This is a genomic window from Brachybacterium sp. AOP42-C2-15, from assembly GCF_052377065.1.
Lineage (GTDB): Bacteria > Actinomycetota > Actinomycetes > Actinomycetales > Dermabacteraceae > Brachybacterium.
In genome coordinates, this window is sequence record NZ_JBQSWK010000006.1 from 142,816 (window position 1) to 160,132 (window position 17,317).

14 protein-coding genes are annotated in these 17,317 nt (G+C 68.0%); all 14 read left to right on the plus strand.

From position 1 onward, the window contains the following. The first annotated feature begins 19 nt into the window (after positions 1–19). The gene (locus tag ACT3SQ_RS05255; protein ID WP_442332833.1) at positions 20–1,585 is read left to right on the plus strand and encodes a polysaccharide biosynthesis tyrosine autokinase; all 1,566 of its coding nucleotides are present in this window, start codon (positions 20–22) and stop codon (positions 1,583–1,585) included. After that, on the plus strand, positions 1,582–2,529 hold the full coding sequence (locus tag ACT3SQ_RS05260) for a glycosyltransferase family 2 protein (protein ID WP_442332834.1): 948 nt from the start codon (positions 1,582–1,584) through the stop codon (positions 2,527–2,529). The genes ACT3SQ_RS05255 and ACT3SQ_RS05260 overlap by 4 nt, the downstream gene beginning before the upstream one ends. Continuing rightward, on the plus strand, positions 2,526–3,539 hold the full coding sequence (locus ACT3SQ_RS05265; RefSeq protein WP_442332835.1) for a CgeB family protein: 1,014 nt from the start codon (positions 2,526–2,528) through the stop codon (positions 3,537–3,539). The genes ACT3SQ_RS05260 and ACT3SQ_RS05265 overlap by 4 nt, the downstream gene beginning before the upstream one ends. After that, the gene (locus tag ACT3SQ_RS05270) at positions 3,530–4,591 is read left to right on the plus strand and encodes a hypothetical protein (protein WP_442332836.1); all 1,062 of its coding nucleotides are present in this window, start codon (positions 3,530–3,532) and stop codon (positions 4,589–4,591) included. Before ACT3SQ_RS05265 ends, ACT3SQ_RS05270 begins: the two co-directional genes overlap by 10 nt. Continuing rightward, complete coding sequence (locus ACT3SQ_RS05275) at positions 4,588–5,295, plus strand: acylneuraminate cytidylyltransferase family protein (protein ID WP_444502394.1); 708 nt, start codon at positions 4,588–4,590, stop codon at positions 5,293–5,295. Before ACT3SQ_RS05270 ends, ACT3SQ_RS05275 begins: the two co-directional genes overlap by 4 nt. Continuing rightward, complete coding sequence (locus tag ACT3SQ_RS05280; RefSeq protein ID WP_444502395.1) at positions 5,292–7,541, plus strand: N-acetylneuraminate synthase family protein; 2,250 nt, start codon at positions 5,292–5,294, stop codon at positions 7,539–7,541. The genes ACT3SQ_RS05275 and ACT3SQ_RS05280 overlap by 4 nt, the downstream gene beginning before the upstream one ends. Then, positions 7,532–8,623 carry a glycosyltransferase family 4 protein gene (locus tag ACT3SQ_RS05285; protein ID WP_441444823.1) on the plus strand — a complete coding sequence of 364 codons (1,092 nt, stop codon included), beginning with the start codon at positions 7,532–7,534 and terminating at the stop codon, positions 8,621–8,623. Before ACT3SQ_RS05280 ends, ACT3SQ_RS05285 begins: the two co-directional genes overlap by 10 nt. Continuing rightward, positions 8,620–9,864 carry an ABC transporter permease gene (locus ACT3SQ_RS05290; protein WP_441444822.1) on the plus strand — a complete coding sequence of 415 codons (1,245 nt, stop codon included), beginning with the start codon at positions 8,620–8,622 and terminating at the stop codon, positions 9,862–9,864. Before ACT3SQ_RS05285 ends, ACT3SQ_RS05290 begins: the two co-directional genes overlap by 4 nt. Further along, positions 9,839–9,943: a 4Fe-4S binding protein gene (locus tag ACT3SQ_RS05295; RefSeq protein WP_441444821.1), complete on the plus strand. Its 105-nt coding sequence runs from the start codon at positions 9,839–9,841 to the stop codon at positions 9,941–9,943. The genes ACT3SQ_RS05290 and ACT3SQ_RS05295 overlap by 26 nt, the downstream gene beginning before the upstream one ends. Next, complete coding sequence (locus ACT3SQ_RS05300) at positions 9,940–11,241, plus strand: Coenzyme F420 hydrogenase/dehydrogenase, beta subunit C-terminal domain (RefSeq protein ID WP_442332677.1); 1,302 nt, start codon at positions 9,940–9,942, stop codon at positions 11,239–11,241. The genes ACT3SQ_RS05295 and ACT3SQ_RS05300 overlap by 4 nt, the downstream gene beginning before the upstream one ends. Positions 11,242–11,269: 28 nt before the next feature. Next, positions 11,270–12,493, plus strand: coding sequence for a polysaccharide pyruvyl transferase family protein (locus ACT3SQ_RS05305; RefSeq protein WP_441444819.1), 1,224 nt, complete (start codon positions 11,270–11,272; stop codon positions 12,491–12,493). After that, positions 12,490–14,481 (plus strand): glycosyltransferase, encoded by a 1,992-nt coding sequence (locus ACT3SQ_RS05310; protein ID WP_441444818.1) that lies wholly within the window; start codon positions 12,490–12,492, stop codon positions 14,479–14,481. The genes ACT3SQ_RS05305 and ACT3SQ_RS05310 overlap by 4 nt, the downstream gene beginning before the upstream one ends. Further along, a complete protein-coding gene (locus ACT3SQ_RS05315; protein ID WP_441444817.1) occupies positions 14,478–16,631 on the plus strand; it encodes a glycosyltransferase in 2,154 nt (717 codons plus the stop codon). The genes ACT3SQ_RS05310 and ACT3SQ_RS05315 overlap by 4 nt, the downstream gene beginning before the upstream one ends. Then, a partial coding sequence (locus ACT3SQ_RS05320) for a glycosyltransferase family A protein (RefSeq protein ID WP_444502396.1) occupies positions 16,628–17,317 on the plus strand: 690 nt, incomplete at its 3' end. The genes ACT3SQ_RS05315 and ACT3SQ_RS05320, both read left to right, overlap by 4 nt.

Below are 17,317 nucleotides of genomic sequence, written 5' to 3' on the forward strand. Positions count from 1 at the left end.
GCGTGAACGGTGAGTGCCGGTGACCATCGAAGACTTCCTCAGGCTGCTTCTGCGCAACCTGCTCCTGCTCGTGGTGATCACCGTGATCGGTGCCGCCGCTGGCTTCGGCTTCTCGTACACGAAACCGGAGGTCTACTCCGCCAGTGCTCTCGGTTATGTCTCCGCGAGCGCGCAGACGGACGAGGCCGGCAACCCGATCCAACAGGCCAGCGGGAACATGCAGTTCCAGTACTCGAAGGCGCAGTCGTACCTGCCGCTGTTCAACACCCGGGCGGTGGGGCAGAGCATCGTGGACGAGCTGGGCCTCTCCTCGAACCCCGATGCCGTCGCCGGCTCCCTCCAGACCCAGCTGGACCCCAACGCCCCGATCATCACGGTGAGCGCGACGGCAGGCTCTCCGGAGGAGGCCTCAGCGATCGCCAACGCAGCAGTCGAGGCGACCGCCGCGGAAGCTCATGCGCTCGAGACCGGCGGCAACGAGGACGCTGCGGTCAGCGTGCAGCTGACCACGTACCAGAACGCCGTGGTGCCAGGTGCGCCGGTCTCCCCGGACCGCAACCGGTATCTCGCCGCCGGCGCGGCGGCCGGGCTGCTGATCGCGCTCGGCGTCGCCTGGCTGCGCGATCGCAACGACTCGCGGATCCGTACCGCCGATGACATCACCGAAGCCCTCGATCTGCCGGTCCTGGGCACGTTGCCGGAGGCCAAGGAGATGATCCGGGCGAAGGACGGCACGCTGCCGGAGCCGAAGGCCTTCGGCGCCCGGGAGGCGATCCGCAAGCTGCGCACCAATCTGCGGTACGTGGATGTGGACGAGCCTCCGCGCTCGATCGTGGTCACCTCGAGCGCCCCCGGCGAGGGCAAGTCCGTGGTGGCCGCGAACCTGGCCCGGGTGATGGCCCGCGCCGGTCAGCCCACCCTCCTGATCGATGCGGACCTGCGCCGCCCGATGGTGGCCGATCAGTTCGGCGTGGACGGTGCGATCGGTCTGTCGCAGCTGCTGGCCGCCTCGGTGAGCCTCGAGGACGCCGCACAGCACTCCTCGGTGGCGAAGCTGACGCTGCTGCCCGCCGGGCAGGTGCCGCCGAACCCCTCCGAGCTGTTGGGCTCCCGGCGCATGAAGGAGCTCATCACGGAACTCTCCCGCGAGTATTTCGTGATCATCGATGCGCCCCCGGTGCTCGCGGTCACCGATGCGCAGCTGCTGGCCCGGCACGCCGACGGCGCGATCCTCATAGGCGTGCCCGGGAAGAGCCGGATGATCGGCCTGACCCGCTCGGTCGAGGCGATCCGCGGGATCGGCGCGAAGGTCTACGGCGTGGTCCTGAACCGCGCATCCGCGAGCCGTTTCACCCGCCTGGCCTACGGCGACGCCGAATACGGGTACGCCGCCTACGGCACCTACGGCTACGGCGCCGCCACCGGCTACGACGACGGCGCGCTCGTACCGGACGCCGAGGATGTGGACGTCGAGCAGGCCGACGGGCCTGCCGAGCCGCTCGCTCCCGCGACGTCCAGCCCGACCGAACCGCCCCAGCGCTCCCGGCGCCGCCGCGCCGCTCCCGCGGACCGGGAACAGGAGTGACCCTCGAGCAGCTCGGGGTGGTCATCCCCGTGCACGGCGACATCGCCCCGGTGCTGCCCCTGCTGACCGCACTGGCCGGCCCCTCGGTCACCACCGCGGATCGAGCTGCCCGGGTGGTGGTGGTCGATGACGCCAGCCCCCAGCCGGTCGACGCCGGCGACCTCCCCGACGGGGTCGAACTGCTGCGCCGGGAGGCCAACGGCGGTTTCGGTGCTGCCGTGAACACCGGCCTCGCCGCACTGGCTCAGACTCCGGCGATCGAGCACGCCCTGGTGCTCAACTCCGACCTCGAGATCCCAGAGGGCTTCTGTCGCGCACTGCTGGCACATGCCGCGCCGTGGCAGCCGGCCGTGGTCGGTTGCCGCATAGTGAGCCCCGAGGGCAGCTCCGGATACTCCGCCCGATACTTCCCGACCATCGGCCACCAGGTCGTCGAATGGCTGGTCCCGCTCGCCTCCCAGCGCCACCGCGATGTGCTGCACCGCGCCGTGGGACACGACCTCGACGCCGAGCGCGGCGCCGGGATGATCCCCGTGGACTGGGTCTCCGGAGCCGTTCTGCTGCTGCCGCTCACGCAGGTACGCAGCATCGGCGGCTTCGACGAGGGCTACTTCATGTACACGGAGGAAGTCGATCTCCAGCTGCGCCTGCGCCGGGCGGGGATCCCCTCCCTGCTCGACGCGGACCTCGAGGTCTGCCACGTGGGCGGCGCGTCCTCGGGCAATGAGCAGCGACGGCGCCGCTGGCTGGTGGGCGCCCGCATGCGCTACGCCCGCAAGCACGGCAATCTGCACCTGCTGCGAGCTGGGATGTCCCTGGCCACGGGCGCGAACCTGGTGTGGAATGCTGGCAGAAGAGCAGCTGGGCGCGACGTGCGCCCCCTCGCCGTGGCCCGCGAGGAGTTGCAGCTGATCCACCAGGCCGGGACGGAGCTGCCACGATGAGCACCACACCTCGGCTGCTGCTGATCTCCCCCTCCTTCCACGGCTACTGGCAGAGCATCGGTGATGCCTTCGCCCGCCGCGGCTACGAGGTCCACACCGCGCGGTACGACGCCTACGACACCATGGCGGAGAAGGTGCGCCTCAAGGCGACCGTGCAGCTCCCGGAACGCTTGCGCCTGGCCACCGACCGCCAGAGCTCGGAGAATCGCCGCCTCACCGATCGGGTGATCGCGATGATGCGCGACGTCCAGCCGGACAGGGTGGTCATCATTAAGGGTGACGGGCTCGACGACCGCTTCTGGGACGCCCTCGACGACACCCCGCGAATCCTGTGGCTGTACGACGACCTGCACCGCCACGACTACACCGACGACTTCTTGCGCTCCGTGGGCCCCGTGGTGGACTACGCCCGCTCCGAGACCGAGGAGCTGCAGCGCCGCGGAGTGGACGCGCACTTCGTCCCCAACGCCTTCGACCCGCACCGCGCCGCGCCCACCGGGCACCGCTCTGGCGAGATCGTGTTCATCGGCTCCGGCTACGACAACCGCCTCGAGACTCTCCAGACCCTGGGGGAGCGGGGCCTGCCCGTCCACGCCTGGGGCCGCGACTTCTCCCGCCACGTGATCGATCGGGCCCGCACCTTCTCCTGGAAGCGCCCCCCGTTCACCTCTTCCCGGGAGGTGCCGCTCGAGCGCGCCTACCAGATCCATGCCGAGGCAGCCGCGGCCGTGGCCATCCACGGCCTCCAGAACGGCCACGCCATGCGCACGTTCGAGATCCCCGGCATGGGCGGCGTACAGCTCGTGGACCGCGATGACGTGGACCAGTTCTACGAGGTGGACACCGAGGTGGCCGTCTGGCACGACATCGACGAGCTCACCGACCTCGCCCGCCGCGCCCTGCACGACACCGCCTGGGCCGAGCGGATGCGCGAGGCGGGTCGCCGACGCACCCTGGCCGAGCACACCTTCGACCATCGCCTCGAGGAGGTCGACGCCCTATGGCACTGATCCACCCCCGCAGCCTCGAGCGCTGGCAGGAATGGCAGACGTCTCGCCACCGCGCCCGCCAGCTCAAGCACACCGTCACCGGGGCTATCCGCTCCCGCCGCGGCGATGCCCCGCAGCAGCCGAGCCTGGTGCTGCACTCCCGGGACGGTGCCGAGACCAGCAACCGGATCCTGATCGCGGTGGACTCCGCGTCCCCCACCTCCCGGATCAGCCTGCTCACCGCCCTGCCCTACCTCAGCGTCGCCGTGGACGTGCTCGCCCCGGCCGCTGTGGACCTGCCCGAACTCACCGGCGAGGAATGGACACGGCAGACCGTCGCCTCACCCCGCGAGCTGCTGGAGACCCGCGGCATCGCCTCCGTGCTCAGCATCGGCTGGCACCTGCAGGTGGGCCGCCTGGCCCACGCCTGGGCGCTCGAGCACGACATCCCGGCCGCCGTCGTGCAGCACGGGGCGCTCACCCCCTTCGCCCCGCCGCTGCCGCCCCGCACCACCCTGCTCGCCTGGAGCGATGCGGACGCCCAGTTCTACCGCTCGGGTCGTGACGATCTCGAGGTTCGGACCGTCGGCTCTCAGCTGCTGTGGCAGGCAGGCCATGACGCCGACGAACTCGGCGACGAGATCGACGAGCAGATCGTGTTCCTGGGCCAGATGCACGGCGCGGAGCTCCCACGACGAATCACCGCCGGCACCGCCTATCGCTTCTGCCGCCGTGAGAGCGCTCTGTACCGCCCCCACCCTGCCGAGACCGACGTCCTGTCCCGCAGTGCGCACTCGCTCATGCGGCGGCGCGGCATCGAGTTCCAGGATCCGAGTCTCCCGCTGCACGAGCTGCGCCAGCCGGTCGTGGGCGTGTTCTCCACCGGCGTGCTCGAAGCGGCGATGCGGGGCCTCCCCGCCTGGGTCGAGGCCATCCGGGCCCCCGCCTGGGTGCACGAGTTCTGGGACCGCTACGGGATGCGCCGCTTCGGAGGGGAACCCACTCCTGCCCCGCAGGTCCCGGCCGACGAACCCTCCCGCGTGATCGCCCAGGTGCTCGAGGGGTCCGCATGAGCGTGTTGGCCGTGATCCCCGCCCGCGGTGGCTCCAAGGGCATCCCCCGCAAGAACCTCCTGCCCGTCGGCGGGAAACCGCTGATCGCCTGGACCATCGCCCAGGCCCTCGAAGCCCGTGGTGACGGCGAGGTGATCGTCGCCGTCTCCACCGAGGATGCCGAGATCGCGGCCGTGGCACGCGAGCACGGTGCGAGCGTGATCGACCGGCCAGCCGAGCTCGCCACCGACACCGCCGCCACCGAACCGACCGTCCTGCACGCCATGGACGTCGTCGAGGGTGACGGTGCGCAGCTGGAGGCGGTGGTGCTTCTGCAGGCCACCTCCCCGGTGCGCCGGCCGGACACGATTCGCCGCGCCATCGCCGAGTTCCGCCGCGCGGGGGTGGACTCGCTGGTGGGTGTGGTGCCGGAGTCGCCCTTCTTCTGGCGTCTGCCGGAATCCTCCGAACAGAGCGCCCGCCCCGCCTACGACGTGACCGCCCGGCCCCGCCGGCAGGAGCTCACCCCCGAGCAGCTCCACTACTTCGAGAACGGCAGCCTGTACGTCACGGCGCCGCACATCTACCGCACCCATGAGAACCGCATCGGCGGCCGCACTGGACTGTTCGTCCTGGACGAGGTGGAGGGCGTGGACATCGACACCCTCACCGACGTCGCGGCCGCCGAGAGCATGCTCACCCGACTCGGATGGAGAACCACGTGATCCTCGATCGCCATACCGCGCCCTACACGGTGGACGTGCAGGCCACAGTCCTCGACGCCCTGCGCCGCATCACCGAAAACCAGTCCCGGGTGGTGTTCCTCGTCGACGAGCACGGCACCGTGCGGGGCACCCTCAGCGACGGCGACGTGCGCCGCTGGCTGGTTGCCCAGCCCACGCCCGACCTCGGTGCGCTCGCCGTGGACGCAGCCAACCCGGACTTCGTCGCGGTCGCCCCCGGTGCGCCCGTGGAGGAGATCACCGCACTGTTCGGCCGGGGCGTAGACCGCATCCCGGTGGTGGACGAGCGCGGCCGGCTCACCGCGATCGCGACCCCCGACACCCGCACCCTCACCATCGGCCGCCGTACCGTGGGCGAGGACCATCCGGCGCTGATCATCGGCGAGATCGGCAACAACCACCAGGGCGATGTCGAGCTCGCGAAGAAGCTCGTGGACGAGTGTGCCGCGGCTGGAGTGGACACCGTGAAGTTCCAGCTGCGGGACATGGCGGCGCTGTACCGCACCAGTAGCGCCGGCGACGCCGGTGAGGACCTGGGCCCGCAGTACACGATGAACCTGCTGAGCAAGTACTCCCTCTCAGCGGAGGACATGTACCGCGTGTTCGACCACTGCGCCGCCCGCGACGTCGACGTGATCTGCACGCCCTGGGACATCCCCTCCGCCGATGCACTGCACCGCTACGGGATGCCCGGCTACAAGATCGCCTCCGCCGATCTCACCAACCACGACCTCCTCAGCCACGTGGCCGGCTTCGGAGCGGCGATGATCGTCTCCACCGGTATGAGCAGCGAACAGGAGATCACGGCCGCGGTCGACGTGCTGCGCGGCCAGGGTGCACCCTTCGCCCTGCTGCAGACACAGTCGACCTACCCCGCGCCCTACAAGGACCTGAACCTGCGGTACATGGGGCGGCTCGCCGAGCTCGGCGACTGCCTGGTGGGCTACTCCGGCCACGAACGCGGCTGGCACGTGCCGGTCGCCGCGGTGGCCCGCGGGGCGAACATCATCGAGAAGCACGTGACATTGGACAAGACCCTCGAAGGCACGGACCACAAGGTCTCCCTGCTGCCCGAGGAGCTCACGACGATGGTTCGCGAGATCCGCGAGGTGGAAGAAGCTCTCGGCACCGACAGGCCGCGCGAGGTCTCCACCGGAGAGCTGATGAACCGAGTCAACCTCGCCAAGTCGCTCGTGGCCGCACGGGATCTGCATATCGGCGACGTCGTCACCGCGACGGACGTCGAGGTCAAGAGCCCCGGCCGCGGCCTGCAGCCCCATCGCCGGGAGGCACTTCTCGGCGTCACCCTGCATCGCGACGTGCCCGCCGGGGACTTCTTCTACCCCGGCGACCTCGCGGGCCGTCCGCAGTCCCGGAGCGACTACAGCTTCCACCGCCCCTGGGGCCTGCCGGTGCGCTTCCACGACTTCCGCGCACTGCTGGAGGTGTCCGAGCCGGACTTCCTCGAGTTCCACCAGAGCGGGAAGGACATGGACCTCGAGCTGGGCCAGTTCTTCGAGGCGGGGGAGAAGCTGCCGCAGTTCTTCACCGTGCACGCCCCGGACCTGTACCCCGGCGACTTCCTCATCGACCTCGCCTCCCCGGATGACGCGATCTGGGAGCGCTCGATCCACGAGGTGCAGCGCGTCATCGACATGACGCGCGACATGCGTGAGCACTTCACCTGCGAGGAGGATCCGATCGTCGTGGTGACGATGGGCGGCTTCCTGCCCGATCGTCACCTGTGCGCAGAGGAGCGCTACCCGCTGTACGAGCGGGTGCAGCGGGGCCTTGAGCGCATCGACGAGGCCGGGGTGCGCCTGACTCCGCAGACCGTCCCGCCGTTCCCGTGGCTGATGGGCGGCCAGCAGTTCCACAACCTGTTCATGGAGCCCGAGGACACGGTGTGGTTCTGCGAGACCTACGGCCGCCGCCTCACCTTCGACGTGTCCCACTCGAAGCTCGCCGCGAACTTCTACCAGCGCCCCTTCAGCGAGTACATCGACCTGATGGGCCCGCACACCGAGCACCTGCACATCGTGGACTCGGTGGGCGTGGACGGCGAGGGCGTTCAGGTGGGCGAGGGCGAGGTCGACTTCAAGGACCTCGCCGAGCGCATGGACCGCCTCGCCCCTGACGCGCCGTTCATCCCGGAGATATGGATGGGGCACGTCAACAACGGCGAAGGCTTCTTCACCGCACTGGACCGGCTCGAGCAGTGGTTCTGATCCGCACCGCACTGTGGGTGGTGCCGGTGGCGGAGCTCGCCGGGGTGGCGCGCCACGTGCTCGACGCCGCCACCGAGGGCATCCCCGGCTGGCGGCTGGTGGTGCTGTGCCCGGAGGGCCCGCTCGTCACCAAGTTGCGAGGGCGTGGCGTGCCCGTCGTGACCGGCCCTGTGAGCCCGGCTGACGGTGCCGCCACGGCCGTGCGGTCGATCCGCGGGTCGCTGCGCCGTTTGCGGCCGGATGTGCTGCACACGCACTTGGCGTTCGCGGACATCGCCGGGGCCGCGGCAGCGCAAGGGGTGCGCAGTGCTTCCGGTCAGCGGATCCGAGTGGTGAGCACCGAACACGGCATCGCCGGGGTGAAGGGCCTGTACCAGGGCTCCGCCGCAGCTGCGCGCGTGAAGGCCGGGGTGCACCGGGTGCGGCTGTGGCGCACCGACCACGTGATCGCGGTGAGCGAGTCCACGCGAGAGCAGGTGCTCGCACAGTGGGGGAGCGGAGCTCCGGTGACGGTGGTGCGCAATGGGGTGGACGGGCCAGATGCTAAGGGGCCAGGGAAGCGGGCGGAACGCTCGCCGGGATTGCGGGTGCTGTCCTTGGCACGCCTAGCACCGGAGAAGCGCATCGATGCTCTGCTGGACGCGTTCGCACTGGTCACGAAGGATCACCCGGGGGCCAGCCTCACCGTGGCCGGTACCGGGCCGCGGGAACAGCAGCTGCGGGAGCGCACGAAGCGGCTGTGCGTGGAGCACGCGGTGACGTTCTGCGGGCACGTGGATGCCGATCAGGCGCTGCGCGAGCATGACGTGGCGGTGCAGCTTTCGGCGTGGGAGAACCTCTCCTACACCTTGTTGGACGCGGTGGCCTACGGCCTGGGTGTGGTCGCCACGGATGTGGGGGGCAACCGAGAGATCGTGCCCGCCCGTTGCCTTGTCGATGCAGCGGATCCCGACGCCGTGGCCAGCGCGATCGTGTCGCAAGGCATGCAGCTGGAGGCTCGACCGGAGGCGGGGCGTACCGGACAATCGGTGCGAGACATGTGTCAGGGAATCGCGAGGGTGTACCAGGAGGTGGGGGCGTGAGCGCGACCTCCGACTATCGCACGGATGCTTTGGGGGCACGGCTTCGCGACAGCGCACGCAGCGCGGTCGACGAGATCTCCTCGATCAAGATCCTTGAGTTCGCGCTGTTCTTCCTCCTCATCGCGCACTCCGTGCTCCCGTTGCCGTCCATCGGTTTTCCGATCAGCAATCTCATCATGGCGGCGGTCGTTGGTCTGGCGGTGTTCAGGCGCCCCACCTTCGAATTGCGTTCCAATCAGTGGGTCATCCCCGTTTTCGCGCTGGGATTGTTCTACGTCGCTACGCTTTCTGTCTTCCAGGAGCCGACAGAACTCGCCGCGGACTGGCAGGGCAGGGTCATCCGACTCACCGTCACCTTCGCGTTCGCGATGGTCATCGCGTCGGGGCGCATTGATCTGAGGTCGGGCCTCTGGGGCTTCGTCCTTGCCCTGGTGGTCAACGTGCCGCTCTTCCTGGCCGGGCTGCTGCCGGCCCCGTATGGCGAGTACTTGACGGGCATGATCGGAGACAAGAACGTTGCGGGCCTCATCTATGCGGTCGCAGGCGTGCTTGTCCTGTACCTCGTGAGAAATCCCTGGTTCAAGTACGGCCTCTTCTCATTCCTGGCCTACTCCGTGTGGCTGACTGGATCTCGGACCTCGATCGCTGCACTGGGCGCAGCGCTCGTGTGGTCGCTTGCCGCCCCTCATCTGAAAGCTCTGGGTCGGGTCCTCCTTGCGATCGCGATCTACTGGCTCGTAGAACTGCTGCAGGAGGACTACTCGCAGATCGGTGCCTTCTCTGACCGAGAGGGTTCGGACCTGCTCCGAGAGCGCATCGATGCCGCTTCTGAGATCAAGGTGCAGGACGCCGGATTCTTCGGTTCCGGACTGGGGGAGGCGTACATCACCTTCACGGATGAGCCGTACAGGGTGTGGTTCTTCCACAACTCGTATTGGACGCTGCTGGTGGAGGGCGGGTGGATCTGGGCCGCTGTCATCGTCGGGTTGACCGTGGCTGTCATGGTGCGCCCCTGGAAGTCCGAGCTCACTCACGGTCAGATCATCGGTCAAGCTCTTGGTCTGGTGCTGCTGCTGTGTGCGCTGCGCCTCGGGGAAGTGTTCCTCACTCTCTCCTGGGCGATAGCAATCGGATTCGCCCTGCAGGTCCATTCCAGTCCGAAGGTGCGAAGCGCGCCGGGCGCTGACGTGACAGATCGACAGAAGGGGTTGAGCGATGAGTACAGCCAGGCAACTGCTTGAGAAGGTGGTCGAGCCCGGTCTCTGCATCGGCTGCGGTGCATGTGCCGTGCTCCCGGCTCGCCCCTCACGGTCCGGATGAACGCGGAAGGGCGGTACCAGGCAGCCCCGGCTGCAGACGGCGATCTCGATACCGAGGGGGCATTCCTGAAGGTGTGTCCGTTCTCGTCGGAGGTCGACGAGGACGCCCTCGCACGTGCCTTCATCCAGCCGACCGCTGCTCAGCAGCACCCCGAGGTGGGTGTTCACCAAACAGTGGCCGCAGGCCATGTCCACGCGGGGAGCTTTCGAGGCGATGGCAGTTCAGGCGGCATGACCAGCTGGTTCCTGGACCGTCTGCTCGCCGAGGACGAGATAGACGGTGTCCTCCACGTGACCCCGCGCGGAGGGGCGGCGGGTCCGCTCTTCAAGTACTCCGTGTCCACCAGCCGCGAGTCGGCCGCGGGAGGCGCTGGAACCCGGTACTACCCGGTCGAGATGAGTGGGGTGCTGTCCCACGTTCGGGAGAATCCCGGCCGCTACGCGGTGGTGGGTGTTCCTTGCTTCATCAAGGCGGTCCGCCTGCTTCAGCTGGAGGACCCTGTGTTCCGCGAGCGGGTGCGCTACTGCGTCGGTATCGTCTGCGGTCACTTCAAGTCGGCCCGATTCGCAGAGAGCCTCGGCTGGGAGAAGGGAATCCAGCCGGGAGAGCTCGAGAAGATCGACTTCCGCGTCGAAGGGGATGTTCGCGCCGACCTCTACGACGTATCGGTGTCCGGCGGGGGGACCACGAGGACGGAGTCGAAGGACGACTACCTGGCTACGGACTGGGGAGTGGGACTCTTCAAGTACAACGCCTGTGACTACTGCGATGACGTCATGAACGAGACCGCCGACATCACTTTCGGCGATGCCTGGCTCTCGCAGTTCACCCCCGATCCCGCAGGCGACAACATCGTCATCACCCGGTCGTCGCACGCAGCGGCGATCTTCGACAGCGGGCGGGAGCAGCTGACCCTTACCGATATCACTGCCGATTCCGCTGCGAAGTCGCAGGAGGCCGGCCTCCGGCATCGCAGGGAAGGGCTCTCGTACCGTCTGGCCCAGGACATCGAGGCCGGGAAGCCGGTGCCGACCAAGCGAGTGCAGCCGAACTCGAACATCCCTGCGAAGCGCAAGCGCATCTACGATGCGCGCCGACGCTTCGTGGTCCTTGGCGACGAAGCGTACGACGATGCGCTCCGAGCCCGCAGCTTCGAGGTGTTCCGCTCTCGCATCACCCCGGAGATCCAGCGGTATCGCGAGATCTACAGTGCGGGGCTCGTTCCCCGTGCCAAGCGGTTCGTCAGGACGAGGCTGCCGGGCTTGACGCGATGGGTGAAGAAGGTGCGTGGACGTTGATGGCTGATCTGCTGAGGGAGAGCTGCTGATGAAGGTTGGCATCGTCACCATCCACGACATGGCCAACGTGGGCAACCGGCTGCAGAACTTTGCGCTGTACCGGGCTCTGGAGGACCTCGGCCACGAACCCTTCGTCATCCCGAACGAGCCCTACCACTACTCGCGGGAAGGGACGGAGACGGTCGCTCCCCGGGAGGCGGAGCCCGTCGCCCCCGGGGAGGAGGCCGTTGCCCCCGGGGAGGAGGCCGTCGAATCCCCGGCGAGGCAGGGCCATCGTTCTGTCGTTCTCAAAGCAGCTCGGCGTGGCACCGACCTCGGGGCGAAGGTGCTCAAAGCGGTGAGCGACGGTGAGCTGAGAACTGTTCCGGCCCGCGCGACCAAGGAACGTCGGCGCAGCCCCCTGACGGAGTTCACACTGTCGCGGATGCGCCTCGAGAGCACCCATGTGCGCGGCCCAGGTGACGCTGCACCTCTGAAGGATCGCTACGGCTCCTTCATCGTGGGCTCTGATCAGGTGTGGAACCCGGCGTATCGGGGCGGGTGTCCGACCGACTTCCTTCGCTTCGCGCACCCGCATCAGCGGATCTCCTACGCAGCAAGTCTTGGCACGGCTCAGCTCAGCGATGGGTACCGGGCCCATTACGCGCGCATGTTGGAGGGATTCGAGCACATCTCGGTCCGAGAGTCCGAAGGGTCCCGGCTGATCTCCGAGATCACCGGCCGGGAAGTCCCCGTGGTCCTGGATCCCACGCTGCTGCTGAGCGTCGAGGAATGGAGCCGGATCGCTGATCAGGCGCCTGCACTCACGTCGCCAACGCTGGGAACCTATTTGCTGGTGTCCAGCGGAGGCAGCACCCGCTCCGGAGTCCGAGCCGTCGCACGGGCGAAGAAGCTGAAGGTCGCCGACCTCATCTCCCCCTTCGCCCTGTCGTCCCGCTGGTACGGGATAGCGAACTTCCTGCGGGTGATCCGGGACTCGGAGCAGGTCATCACCGACTCCTTCCACGCCACCTTGTTCGCGATCATGTTCGAGACCCCAGTGCGGGTCCTGCGCCGGGGCCCTGGGCAGGACGCCCGGCTGGAGACACTGCTCCATACCTTCGGTGCCGATGCGGATACCGCCTTCGGGGCGGCATCGGACCCCGTGGACCAGCCGCTGGTTCGCGAACCGGAGGCCATCAGCCAGGCCGCGCGGGAGTCGAGCCTGTCGTGGCTGGGCGGTGCTCTGGAAGCAGCCGGGGCTCACTCGTGACCACCTCCAACACCGAAGCACCCGATGTCAGCGTGATCATCTGCGTCCGCAACGGTGAGGCCACCCTGCGTCGCCAGCTCGACGCCCTGGACGCACAGCAGGGCGAGGCCACGTTCGAGGTCCTGGTCATCGACAACGGATCGACCGATTCCACCGCTGACCTCGTCCGCGAATGGATCGAGGAGCCGGAGCACGCGCACGTGGCAGCCCGGCTGGTGGACGGTGGCACAGAGCCCGGGATCCCACGGGTCCGGAACCTGGGGGCCTCTCTGGCTCGCGGCCGTGTGCTCGCGTTCTGCGATGCAGACGATGTGGTGGAACCACAGTGGGTCTCGGCGTTCGCCACGGCCATTGACGGTGATCAGCTGGCCGGCGGGAGGATCATCGCGTGCAGCGAGAACGGCGAGCCCCGACCGGACATCTTCGGAGAAGAACTCGTCGCCACCCCGTACCGCCCGCATGTGGGGAACTGCAACTGCGCGATCTCACGGAACCTGTTCTTCGCCGTCGGCGGCTATGACGAATCCCTTCCGCGGTACGGCTTCGAGGATGTGGACCTGTCCTGGCGTGTGCAGGAAGCCGGGTTCCCCCTCATCTACGTACCCGGTGCCCGAGTGCGCTTCACCGTCAGTGGCAATCGGGCGTCCATACGGAAGCGGTACCTCCTGGGCAAGGGCCGGGTACTGATGGCGAAGAGGTTCCCCGCATACGACTCGACCCAGTACACACTCACGTCGACCCTCCGTGGCGTGGCGGACGATGCACTCGCGCTTCTCCGCTCGGTTCCGCGTGACCGGCCCGCAGCCAAAGGCGCCGCGTCTCGACTCGTGGCTGGACTGGGCCGGGTCACTGCGGTGGCCCAGTACCGGATCCAGGGTTTTCCCTCTCGGCGGCTGGTTCTCGATGAGAAGCACGCCTCAGCACGCGGCGCATCACAGCGTCGAATCGCGATCGCCACCAACAACGGTGACATCGGCGGCGGCGAGGTGATGCTCCTGAACATCGCCGAGGCGTTGCATGATCTGGGCATCGGTGTGACGGTCATCGGCCCGGCACGGCCCGGCGCACTGGTCTTAGCCGCGAGGGAACGTGGATTCACGACGACTGCCCTCCCCGGCCGCGGGCGAGCTGGCTACATGGCGGCACTCACCGCCTGGCGCCTGCGTCACCGGGCGATTCCCCTGTGGTGCAACGGGCTGGTGCCCTCACTCGCCACTGCGGGAATGGGGCCTCGGATCGCGCACCTGCACCGGTTCCCGCAGGGCAAGCAAGCGCATGCCCTCGGCCCTGCCCGGAAGGGCGCACGTCGAGTACTGGTCCCCTCCCACACCATTGCAGCCCGACTTCCCCACACGAAGGTGTTCGAGAACTGGACGGCAGAACTGCCGTACGAGCCGCACGCGACCCGTTCGGATGCGCCGATCAGGGTCGGCTTCCTGGGCCGACTCTCGCCGGAGAAGGGTGTCGATCTCCTCGCACACGCCATCGGCAGCATCGATCACATCGAGGGCCGTCCCCTCCGTCTGGTCCTGGCAGGGGAGAGCCGCTTCGGCACCGCGAACGACGATCAGACCGTTGCACAGGCACTGGCTGGCATGGACGAGCGCATCGACAGGTTGGGCTGGGTTCGCCCCGAGGACTTCTTCACGCAGGTCGATCTCGTTGTGTGCCCATCCCGGGCGGCGGAGACCTTCGGCCTCACCGCTGCCGAGGCCATGGCTGCCGGTGTCCCCGTGGTGGTCTCCGACGCCGGTGCCCTCCCGGAAGTGGTGGGTCCCGGACACCCGTGGATCGCGCGATCCGGGGACGCGGAGGACCTGGCCCGGGTGATCGTGGAAGCAGTCACGACGGAGCAGCCTGCCCGTGACCTCGTCATCGAGGGTTCGCGACAGCGTTGGGAGCAGAACTACTCGCCTGCCGCGGGAAGGCGACGGGTCGCATCGCTGCTCCAGGGACTTGCACAGGGCGACAGGAAGGAGGCCCGATGAGCGAGCTCGACGTCGTATCGGTGCCAAAGACTGCTGGCGAGCCCGCGGCCTCGGTCGTGATCCCTTCGTATCGAGGTGCCGCCCGGTTGCCTGCCCTGCTCGATTCACTCGCTGCGCAGGAGGAGGGCACCCCTGACTTCGAGGTGATCGTGGTGATCGACGGGGTGGATGACGGATCCGCCGCGGTGGTCGACGCCGAGAACCGGATTGCTGTGCGCTCCGTCGAGTTCCCCGAGAACAGGGGCCGCGTGGCGGCGCTCAACGCCGGCTTCGACGATGCTCGAGGCCGCGTACTGATCCGCTGCGACGACGACCTGGTGGTGCCGCCCACGTTCGTCTCTGCTCATGTCTCCGCCCATCAGGGCCCCGCGGTCGGGGTCATCGGGCTCACCCGGGACATCCACCGGGACTCGGCCTACGCTCGGGCCTATGGCACCGATGCTGGTGACCGTGCTCACCGCGCTGCCCGGAACCGGACCGCTGAGGAGCGCTGGCGGCTGTGGGCCGCGAACTGCTCCATCACGCGGGACACCTGGGAACAGGTGGGCCCCTACGACACCCGATACCGCGCTTACGGGTGGGAGGACGTCGACTACGGCTACCGCCTTGCCGAGGCCGGGCTCGATCTCGTGATCGCAGATGCCGCTGAGGCTGAGCATCACGGGCCGGCGCGCACCGCGGCATCCCGCGCGCACAAGGCATTCGAGTCAGGAGCCGCTAGCGCCATGTTCAGGCAACTGCACCCCGGGGCGCTGCTCCCAGCGGCGGGTCCTGGCAAGGGCATCTGGGGGAAGGCCGTGGGAATCGCTTCACATGTGCTCTCCACCGGTGACCGCGTGCGTCGCGTGGCGGGCATTGTCGATCAGGTGCTCCCCCTGGTTCCCAACGCCGTGGGCCGCAAGTTGGTGGCGCTGGCCGTGGAGGGAGCTGCATTGGGTGCAGAGAGCTCCAGAGGTGCCGCCACGGAACCGACCTCCGGGAGGACAGCGGCTACCCGGAGGACAGCGGCTGCCGGTCGTCCCCGGGTTGCGATCGCCCATGACTACCTCACCCAGCGCGGGGGAGCCGAGCGGGTGGTGCTCTCCCTCGCCAAGGCGTTCCCCGAGGCGGAGATCCACACGCTGTTCTACGAACCCGAACAGACCTACCCGGAGTTCCGGGAGATGCGGATCCGCACGAGCGGACTGAACCGCATCGGCGCCTTCCGGCGGGACCCGCGCATCGCTCTGCCCCTTCTCGCCTCCGCTTCGTCGCGGATGAGGATCGATGCGGATGTCGTGATCGCGTCCTCGTCTGGCTGGGCGCACGCCTACCCGACCACGGGACGGAAGATCGTGTACTGCCATTCGCCGGCCCGTTGGCTCTACCTTGCCGAGGATTACCTCGGCGTTGCCGGGCGCTTGGATCCCAAGCGGCTCGCGCTCTCCGTCCTGTCCCCGTTCGTGCGGCGCTGGGACAGGACAGCTGCGCACCAGGCGGATTCCTACCTCGCGAACTCCTCTGTGGTGAAGGAGCGGATCAGAAACGTGTACGGCTTTGAAGCCGAAACCCTGTTCCCACCTTTCTCCCCGGACGTCGCGGAGGGGCCGCAGGAACGGATCGACGCCCAGATCAGCGGGTGGGCCGATGATCCCGGCTACTTCCTTGTGGTCTCAAGGCTCCAGCCTTACAAGCACGTGGATGTGGTGATCGAAGCGTTCCGTTCGATGCCCCAGAATCGACTGCTGGTGGTCGGGAAGGGTCCCGAGCGTGACCGCCTCCAAGCTATGGCACCGGCCAACGTGCGCCTTGTGGAGGGGCTTTCTGACGCGCAGATGCGATGGGCGTACGCCCGCGCGTCGGCCCTGATCTGCGCGAGCCATGAGGACTTCGGGCTCACCCCCCTGGAAGCGGGTGCTCACGGGGTGCCAACGATCGCTCTGCGGGCGGGGGGGTATCTCGACACCATCGAGGAGGGCGTGAACGGGATCTTCTTCGACGAAGCGACCCCACTTTGCATTCGAAGTGCCGTCCAGGAAGCTCCCATGCCCGAGGATCGGGAGGACGTCAGAGCCCACGTGGCAGCGTTCGGGGAGGATCGGTTCATCGCCGCGATCCGTGGACGGGTCGACGACATGCTGCACGAGACCAGGAGAGTGGATAGCCAATGAGTCCAAACATCGAAGAAGGCAGTGCCCTGACCTACGGCGTTGTGATCCCTGTGTTCAACAGGCATGAGTACCTCGAAGAGGCTCTCTCATCCGTGCGTGCTCAGACCCTCCCTCCCGACCAGATCGTTCTGGTCGACGACGGGAGCTCCCGGGAGGAGACCATCGAGTTCCTGGACAGGATCGACCAGGGCGGAGGCATCAGCCTCGTCAGGATCGAGAACCGGGGTCCCGGAGGCGCATTCAATGCCGGCCGCGCCGAGCTCGGAACCGATGCCATGCTCTTCCTCGCAGACGACGACCTGATCGCCCCGGAGTATGCGGAGGAGGCGATGTCGGTTCTGGCAGCTGACCGATCCGTGGGCGTTGTCTATTGCAATGCCGTCTTGTTCGGTGACGAACAGGGCGAGCGGCCTTGGCTTCTGCCTCCCTACGATCCGCGTACCATCGTGCTCGACAACATGGTGCACGCCGCGGCGGTCGTCAGGCTCCGCGACTACGACGCCGTGGGCGGGTACGACCAGTCCCTGCGATCAGGTCGCGAGGATCACGACCTCTGGCTGCGCATGACGGCCGCCGGGGTAGGTTTCCACCGGCTCGAGAAGCCGATGTTCCGATACCGCCAGACCCCTGGATCGGTGAACCGTCAGTTCGGCACCAGCATCGAGCGCATGGCTGAGACCTATGGG

Excerpts from the sequence above, each read along its gene's own strand:
- ACT3SQ_RS05300 (WP_442332677.1), top strand. The coding sequence starts at position 9,940 with ATGAACGCGGAAGGGCGGTACCAGGCAGCCCCGGCTGCAGACGGCGAT.
- ACT3SQ_RS05275 (WP_444502394.1), top strand. The coding sequence starts at position 4,588 with ATGAGCGTGTTGGCCGTGATCCCCGCCCGCGGTGGCTCCAAGGGCATC.
- ACT3SQ_RS05315 (WP_441444817.1), top strand. The coding sequence starts at position 14,478 with ATGAGCGAGCTCGACGTCGTATCGGTGCCAAAGACTGCTGGCGAGCCC.
- ACT3SQ_RS05295 (WP_441444821.1), top strand. The coding sequence starts at position 9,839 with ATGAGTACAGCCAGGCAACTGCTTGAGAAGGTGGTCGAGCCCGGTCTC.
- ACT3SQ_RS05265 (WP_442332835.1), top strand. The coding sequence starts at position 2,526 with ATGAGCACCACACCTCGGCTGCTGCTGATCTCCCCCTCCTTCCACGGC.
- ACT3SQ_RS05270 (WP_442332836.1), top strand. The coding sequence starts at position 3,530 with ATGGCACTGATCCACCCCCGCAGCCTCGAGCGCTGGCAGGAATGGCAG.
- ACT3SQ_RS05305 (WP_441444819.1), top strand. The coding sequence starts at position 11,270 with ATGAAGGTTGGCATCGTCACCATCCACGACATGGCCAACGTGGGCAAC.